Source organism: Flavobacterium macrobrachii, assembly GCF_014486675.1.
GTDB classification, from domain to species: domain Bacteria; phylum Bacteroidota; class Bacteroidia; order Flavobacteriales; family Flavobacteriaceae; genus Flavobacterium; species Flavobacterium macrobrachii.
In genome coordinates, this window is sequence record NZ_JACTAC010000018.1 from 41,037 (window position 1) to 47,860 (window position 6,824).

Here is a 6,824-nt window from a genome sequence, read left to right on the forward strand (position 1 = left end):
TTGTAGCAAGAGAAAATATAATAAATTGATTTTTTGCTGAAAGTAACTATGAACAAAAATTATTATGCAATATTGATGGCTGGTGGCGTTGGTTCACGATTTTGGCCCGTTTCTACAACAGAATTTCCTAAGCAATTTCACGATATGTTGGGTTCGGGAGAAACCTTAATCCAAAAAACCTTCAGTCGATTAGCAAAGTTAATTCCGGCAGAGAATATTTTGATTTTAACTAACGAACGGTATAATAATTTGGTTTTAGGACAATTGCCAATGGTTAAACCAGAGCAAGTTTTGTTAGAACCAGCTATGCGAAATACAGCACCATGTATTTTGTATGCTTCATTAAAAATTCAAAAGCAAAATCCAGATGCGGTTATGGTTGTAGCACCAAGCGACCATTGGATTGAAGATGAAACAGCTTTTGCCGCTAATTTGCAAGCGTGTTTTGATTTTTGTCAAAAAGAAAATGCGTTGATGACTTTGGGAATTCAGCCTACGTATCCTAATACTGGTTTTGGGTATATTGAGTTTGACAAAACGGATGAAAACAGTATTAAAAAAGTAAATCAGTTTAGAGAAAAACCTGATTATGAAACGGCAAAATCATTTCTTGAACAAGGAAACTTCCTTTGGAATGGAGGTATTTTTATTTGGAGTGCAAAATCAATAGCAGAAGCATTTGAGAAATTTCAATCACAAATGAATATGCTGTTTCAACAAGGATTTGAAAGTTACAATACCGAAAGTGAAAAGCAATTTATCAATGATAATTATGCTTCAGCTGAAAACATCTCGATTGATTATGCAGTGATGGAAAAAGCTAAGAATGTGTATGTTTTGCCAGCCACTTTCGATTGGAATGACCTTGGAACTTGGGGACAATTACATGAGAAATTAGCCAAAGACGAAAATAACAATGGCGTAATTAATGCTAAAGTTGTTATGGAAAATGCTTCTAACAATATTATTAGGACAGATGCTAATAAACTTATTGTGGTTGATGGATTACATGATTATATTATTGTCGATAAAGAAGGAGTTCTGTTAATTTATCCAAAAAGTAAAGAGCAAGAGATTAAGAGGATTACTGCATTGGCTAATGAATTATAAAATAAAAGAGAACCGACGAGTTCTCTTTTTGTTTATATTTCTTCTTTATTCTGTGCTTTTCTAATTTTTTTGAAAAGATTTGACGAATACACAAAGTCAACAATTGCTTCGTTATCGGTTTTGAAAATGTCTTTTTTGCTACCTTCCCAAGCTAGAATTCCTTGTTTTAGGAAAACAATTTTCTCGCCAATTTCCATCACTGAATTCATATCATGAGTGTTGATAACAGTTGTAATATTGTATTCTTGAGTAATTTCTTGAATTAAATTATCAATAACTATCGCTGTTTTTGGATCCAATCCTGAGTTAGGTTCGTCACAAAAAAGATATTTTGGATTGTTTACAATTGCTCTGGCAATAGCAACACGTTTTTGCATTCCACCTGATATTTCTGAAGGTTTTTTATGATTAGCATCAATTAATTTTACTCTTTCGATAACAATATCTACGCGTTCTTTGATTTCGGCAGGCGTTTTTGTAGTAAACATTTTCAATGGAAAACCAACATTTTCTTCCACAGTCATGCTGTCAAATAATGCGCTTCCTTGAAAAACCATTCCAATTTCGGTGCGCAATTCTCTGCGTTCATCATCGGTTAAATCAGAATAAATTCTACCATCAAACGAAATTGTTCCTTTGTCTGGGGTGTGAATTCCAAGCAAACTTTTAAGCAAAACAGTTTTTCCCGAGCCACTTTGACCAATAATTAAATTGGTTTTTCCGGTTTCAAATGTTGTTGTGATTCCTTTTAATACTTTAGAATCACCAAATGATTTTTCTAGGTTTTTTACTTCTATCATTTTGCCAAAAGTAATTGAGTTAAAATATAATTTGCCAAAATAATCACTACCGAAGTCCATACGAAAGCAACGGTACTGGCTTTTCCTACTTCCAACGCGCCACCTTTCATGTAATAACCGTGAAACGATGGAATGGTAGCCAAAATCATAGCAAAAACAATGGTTTTGATAAACGCATACGCAATATGAAACGGAATAAACTCAGATTGGAGTCCTTGAATGAATTCTACACTAGAGGTAAATCCGCCATAAACTCCTGCCATCCAACCGCCAAGAATTCCTAAAAACATGGCAATTCCAATTACAAATGGATAGAGTAGAAGCGCAATTATTTTTGGAAAAACCAAATAGTTCAACGAGTTTACACCCATAACTTCTAAGGCATCAATTTGTTCAGTAACACGCATGGTTCCAATACTGGATGTGATGAACGAACCCATTTTTCCGGCCATAATTACCGAAATAAAGGTAGGAGCAAATTCCAAAATCACCGATTGTCGTGTGGCAAAACCAATTAGATATTTTGGAATTAACGGATTGGTTAAGTTCAACGCCGTTTGAATGGAAACAACGCCACCAACGAAAAACGAAATGAAAGCCACAATTCCTAATGAATCAATAACTAAATCGTCAATTTCCTTGAAAATCAATCCCTTCATAACCGACCATTTGGTAGGTTTGTTGAAGACTTCTTTCAGCATCAAGAAATATTTTCCAATCTGCGATAAATAGCGAATGAGCATCATTTTTATAAGTATTCAGTATTCTGATTTATAGTAAGCAGTAAAAATACTATAATTTTATTTGATAGGTTAATTTTAAGTTTAAAATAACTTCTCTTTTATCTTTTTCCAGCGATAATTTCGAATGAATTTGGCTTGTTCACGAGTAACTAAAAGTTCTTTTTTGGCTGATTTTGCCTTCCAAAAACCTTTGATATAATCCATAAAAAGTAATGGTTTGCCTTTGCGCATTGCCAATTTTAGCGAAGCAATAGTGGTGATAAAAAATCCATAACCCAAACTGTAAAAGGCTTCGCCTTGCTTGTATCGTGCCGCTTTGTTATAACTTGCGCCAGTTGGTTTTAAGTGTTTTACGTGCAAACTTTCATCGGTTACCACTTTCCAATTGTAGAATTTACAAAGCAATTCGTCAACTGTATCCCAACCCATTGCTGGCTTTAAACCGCCAATTTGTAGAAACGTTTCCTTTCGATACGCTTTCAAAGCACCACGAATATGATCTTTATCGGTTAGATTTTCTAAAACCCAACCGCCGTTTTTCTGGATATAACAAAAACCACCAACCATTCCAACTCGTTCATCCGATTGGAAATGTTGGATAATGGTTTCAAAATAATTAGAAGGAAAAATTAAATCGGCATCAATTTTTACCATAATATCATAATTATCATCCAAGGTTTCTAAACCTTTTTGAAATGCTTGTATGACTTTACTTCCTGGAAGATGAATTGCGTCCGAAGTTTTATTTACTAATGAAAAAAACGAATGCTTATCACAAAACGATTGAATAATTTCTTCAGTCTTATCGGTTGAACCATCATTAACCACCACAACTTTTGAAGGCAAAACAGTTTGTTCCACAATTGACTGTAACGTCAGTGCAATAAACTTTTCTTCGTTGTAGGTTGGAATGATGATGTAGTATTTCATCTGGCTAATCACTATTCACTAATTTCTTTTTACTTTCTCAGCATAAACCAAATAATATCTTGGCGTAAACCAACGTAACAAAGGACGAAAACCTAATTTCTTCACTGGATGAGTAAACTTCACACTATCAATAATTTTGAAACCTGTTTTTTCTAATAACCAATCGAGTTGCCAGTCTTCAAATTCATGGTAATGTCTGTCCCATTTGTCGGTTTTGCTTCGATATGCTGGAGAAAACCATAAGCGCAACGGAATGGAAATTAAAACTTTGTCACATTTTACATTTTCTAAAACAGTATACGGATTGAGTAAATGTTCAAAAATTTCAAAACCAGTAAATACTTCATAAGATGCGTTTTGTAAAGCGGATTGGTCATTGTCTAAATCTTCTCCTTTGGTGTTAATGACTTTATAACCATTGTCTTCCATGATTTTGGAAAATGGATTTGGAACGCCTAAATCAAAAATGGTTTCCGAAGTTTTGATGTGTTTTTTTAGAAAATCTAACGTGATGTTGAACCGTTTGCTTGGATATGTTTTCTCGTACATTTAGTTTGCCAATTTAAAGTCGCAAAGTTACAAAGTTTTCGGGGTTTTAAGTCTAGCTTTTGGTGGTGTTTTAATTTTGAATTAATTAGAATACCATTTTTGTTTCATCCATAAGCTTGCTTTTACTAAAAGAATTAACACAGGTACTTCTACCAATGGTCCAATAACTCCAACAAACGCTTGGGGTGAATGAATTCCAAAAACGGATATTGCAACAGCTATAGCGAGTTCAAAATTGTTTCCTGTGGCAGTAAAAGCAATTGCTGCGTTTTTGTCGTAGGGTACTTTTAAAGATTTATTGATGTAAAAACTTGTAAAAAACATTACTATAAAATAGATTATCAACGGAATGGCAATTTGAATTACATCCATAGGTAATGCAATAATTTTATCACCTTTTAGACTGAACATTAATACTATTGTAAATAACAAAGCATAAAGTGTGATAGGCGAAATCATGGGTATATATTTTCTATTATACCATTCTATTCCTTTTGATTTTATTAGAAAATAGCGACTAAAATATCCTGCTGCAAAAGGAATGCCTAAATAAATTAAAACACTTTCAGTTACTGCTTTCATAGAAACGGTAACGTTAAAATTACCTAATCCTAGTTTGTTGGGCAATACATTGATGAACAACCAAACTAAAAAACTATAACTAACAATTTGGAAAATACTGTTCAATGCTACTAATAGTGCCGCATATTCGCGATTGCCTTTGGCTAAGTCATTCCATACAATCACCATTGCTATGCATCGGGCTAAACCAATAAGTATCAAACCTGACATGTATTCTGGTTGATTTCTTAAAAAGAGTATGGCTAGTCCAAACATTAAAAAGGTGCCAATTACCCAATTTAAAAATAATGAAATCCCAATTGTTTTTTTGTCTTTTAAGGCTTTTGGTAATAGTGAATAATCTACTTTGGCTAATGGTGGATACATCATTAGAATAAGACCAATAGCCAATGGAATATTGGTAGTTCCTGCTGTCAATGTGTTGGTACTGTTTGATATATTAGGAAAAAAATACCCTAATCCTATGCCTACAACCATGGCTAGAAAAATCCAAAGTGTTAAAAAGCGATCTAAAAATTTTAATTTTGGTTGCATAGTGTTAGGATTTAATCATTGAAAAAACATAATTCATTTCCATTGCAATTTGATTACTTCTCTCAAGATAAACTTTGGTTTGTTCTGGTGTTTGGTCAGAAACTTTTGGGTCTTCAAATGTAATAGGTATTCTTTTTTCTGCTCCAGCAATAAAAGGGCAACCTCCATCGGCTTGAGAGCAAGTCATAATGGCTGCAAATGATTTTGAGGGATTAAATAGATGATCATATTTTTTTGAAAAACCTATTATTGGCATGGCTGTATCACTATATTTTATTGTATAAATAGGATTGTTTCCATCGGCTATTTTAAAAATTGTAAAACCTTGTTCGGTTAAAGTTTCGGCTACTTTTGGAAAAAGAGCTGTTTCTTCTGTACCGCCAGAGTAGCAATATACATTAGCAATGGAATAATAACTAGCTGCAACTTGTGCCCAAATTTGAGACAGATGACTTCTGCGAGAATTATGAGTGCAAATAAAGTTTAAATTCACTTCTTGCTTTAAATCCACTTTTTGTTGAATAAAATCAATCAACGGTTGCAATGTTAGTTTTCTTTCTTGAGCAATGGAAGTAAAATCAGTATTGCTTTCAATGGTTTTTAACAATTCTAGAAACATATTTTTTTTGTTTGAGTATTAGCAACAACCAGAGTTTGGAGTACAACTTTGTTTATTGGTTAGTTCAGATAAATTTTTCTTTTGTTTTTCTACAGGTATGCCACAGGCATCTTCGGCTAAGCAAGCAGTTGTTTTATTTTTTAAAACAAAATAATTTTCAATAAAATCCAAGTCATATTTTCCAATGGTTTGACTTTGATATTCTACTTCTACCTCTGCATCTTCAATACCAAGTTTTTCTTCAGAAAGTTGAATAATGTTTAAAAGTTTTGTTGGTTTTAAACGATGGTCATAATCGTTTGCATTCCATAGTTGAAAGTTGACTACTTTTTCTGTTCTTATTACGCCGCCACAGTCAATAAAATGTTTTGTAATCATTCCAACTTCTGTAACATGAAAATGTTCTGGAACAAAAGTTCCGTTTTCTAGTTGAAAAGTTACGTTATTTAAAGTGGACAAAATTTCTTTTACTTCTGATAGTTTCATGGTGATAATGTGTTAATGTAATATTACGATAGAGTTGCTCAAAAAAAGGGTTTAGCAACAATTGTTTTTCTTTTTTTCGTTTAATTGATTTGCTATGGAAGAAAAATAGCGTTCTAGTTTTTCAATTCCGTTTTCATCTATACAGTAGCAAATAGCGGTTCCTTCAACGGTTCCTTTTATTAGATTTGCTTTTTTAAGTTCTTTCAAGTGTTGCGAAATAGTAGGCTGGGCTAGTGGTAATTCCTCCACTATGTCGCTACAAATACAACTATCTATTTTCATCAAATATTCAAGAATGGCTATCCTAGCAGGATGACCAAGTGCTTTGATGATAGTAGCTATTTCGTTTTGATGTTTAGTAAACATCTCACTTTTTGTTGTTCCCATTTTTTGATAGAAAAATTATATTGCAATATTACGATTAAAATAGATGTGTCAACTATTTTTCTTTGTTATTTTAAAGTTAAGTTT

9 protein-coding genes are annotated in these 6,824 nt (G+C 33.0%); 1 reads left to right on the forward strand and 8 read right to left on the reverse strand.

Translation table 11 applies throughout. The features are described 5' to 3' along the window. Window positions 1-48 precede the first annotated feature (48 nt). On the forward strand, window positions 49-1,110 hold the full coding sequence (locus IAI56_RS06115) for a mannose-1-phosphate guanylyltransferase (RefSeq protein ID WP_187657039.1): 1,062 nt from the start codon (window positions 49-51) through the stop codon (window positions 1,108-1,110). 32 nt (window positions 1,111-1,142) lie between these two features. On the opposite strand, the gene IAI56_RS06120 is transcribed toward IAI56_RS06115, so the two are convergent. The 8 genes from IAI56_RS06120 to IAI56_RS06155 form a co-directional block, all read right to left on the reverse strand. Further along, window positions 1,143-1,910: an ABC transporter ATP-binding protein gene (locus tag IAI56_RS06120; protein WP_187657040.1), complete on the reverse strand. Its 768-nt coding sequence runs from the start codon at window positions 1,908-1,910 to the stop codon at window positions 1,143-1,145. Beyond that, complete coding sequence (locus IAI56_RS06125; protein WP_187657041.1) at window positions 1,907-2,656, reverse strand: MlaE family ABC transporter permease; 750 nt, start codon at window positions 2,654-2,656, stop codon at window positions 1,907-1,909. The genes IAI56_RS06120 and IAI56_RS06125 overlap by 4 nt, the downstream gene beginning before the upstream one ends. Before the next feature lie 78 nt (window positions 2,657-2,734). Beyond that, window positions 2,735-3,583, reverse strand: a complete 849-nt coding sequence (locus tag IAI56_RS06130) for a glycosyltransferase family 2 protein (RefSeq protein WP_187657042.1) — start codon at window positions 3,581-3,583, stop codon at window positions 2,735-2,737. A gap of 18 nt (window positions 3,584-3,601) precedes the next feature. Further along, entirely contained in the window at window positions 3,602-4,132 is a 531-nt protein-coding gene (locus tag IAI56_RS06135) for a methyltransferase (RefSeq protein ID WP_187657043.1), read from the reverse strand. Between the two features lie 81 nt (window positions 4,133-4,213). Continuing rightward, a complete protein-coding gene (arsB, locus tag IAI56_RS06140; protein ID WP_187657044.1) occupies window positions 4,214-5,248 on the reverse strand; it encodes an ACR3 family arsenite efflux transporter in 1,035 nt (344 codons plus the stop codon). Between the two features lie 4 nt (window positions 5,249-5,252). Continuing rightward, window positions 5,253-5,867: a low molecular weight phosphatase family protein gene (locus IAI56_RS06145; protein ID WP_187657045.1), complete on the reverse strand. Its 615-nt coding sequence runs from the start codon at window positions 5,865-5,867 to the stop codon at window positions 5,253-5,255. A gap of 18 nt (window positions 5,868-5,885) precedes the next feature. Beyond that, window positions 5,886-6,353 (reverse strand): DUF6428 family protein, encoded by a 468-nt coding sequence (locus tag IAI56_RS06150; RefSeq protein WP_187657046.1) that lies wholly within the window; start codon window positions 6,351-6,353, stop codon window positions 5,886-5,888. A gap of 51 nt (window positions 6,354-6,404) precedes the next feature. Then, the gene (locus IAI56_RS06155; RefSeq protein ID WP_187657047.1) at window positions 6,405-6,740 is read right to left on the reverse strand and encodes an ArsR/SmtB family transcription factor; all 336 of its coding nucleotides are present in this window, start codon (window positions 6,738-6,740) and stop codon (window positions 6,405-6,407) included. Between the last annotated feature and the right edge of the window lie 84 nt (window positions 6,741-6,824).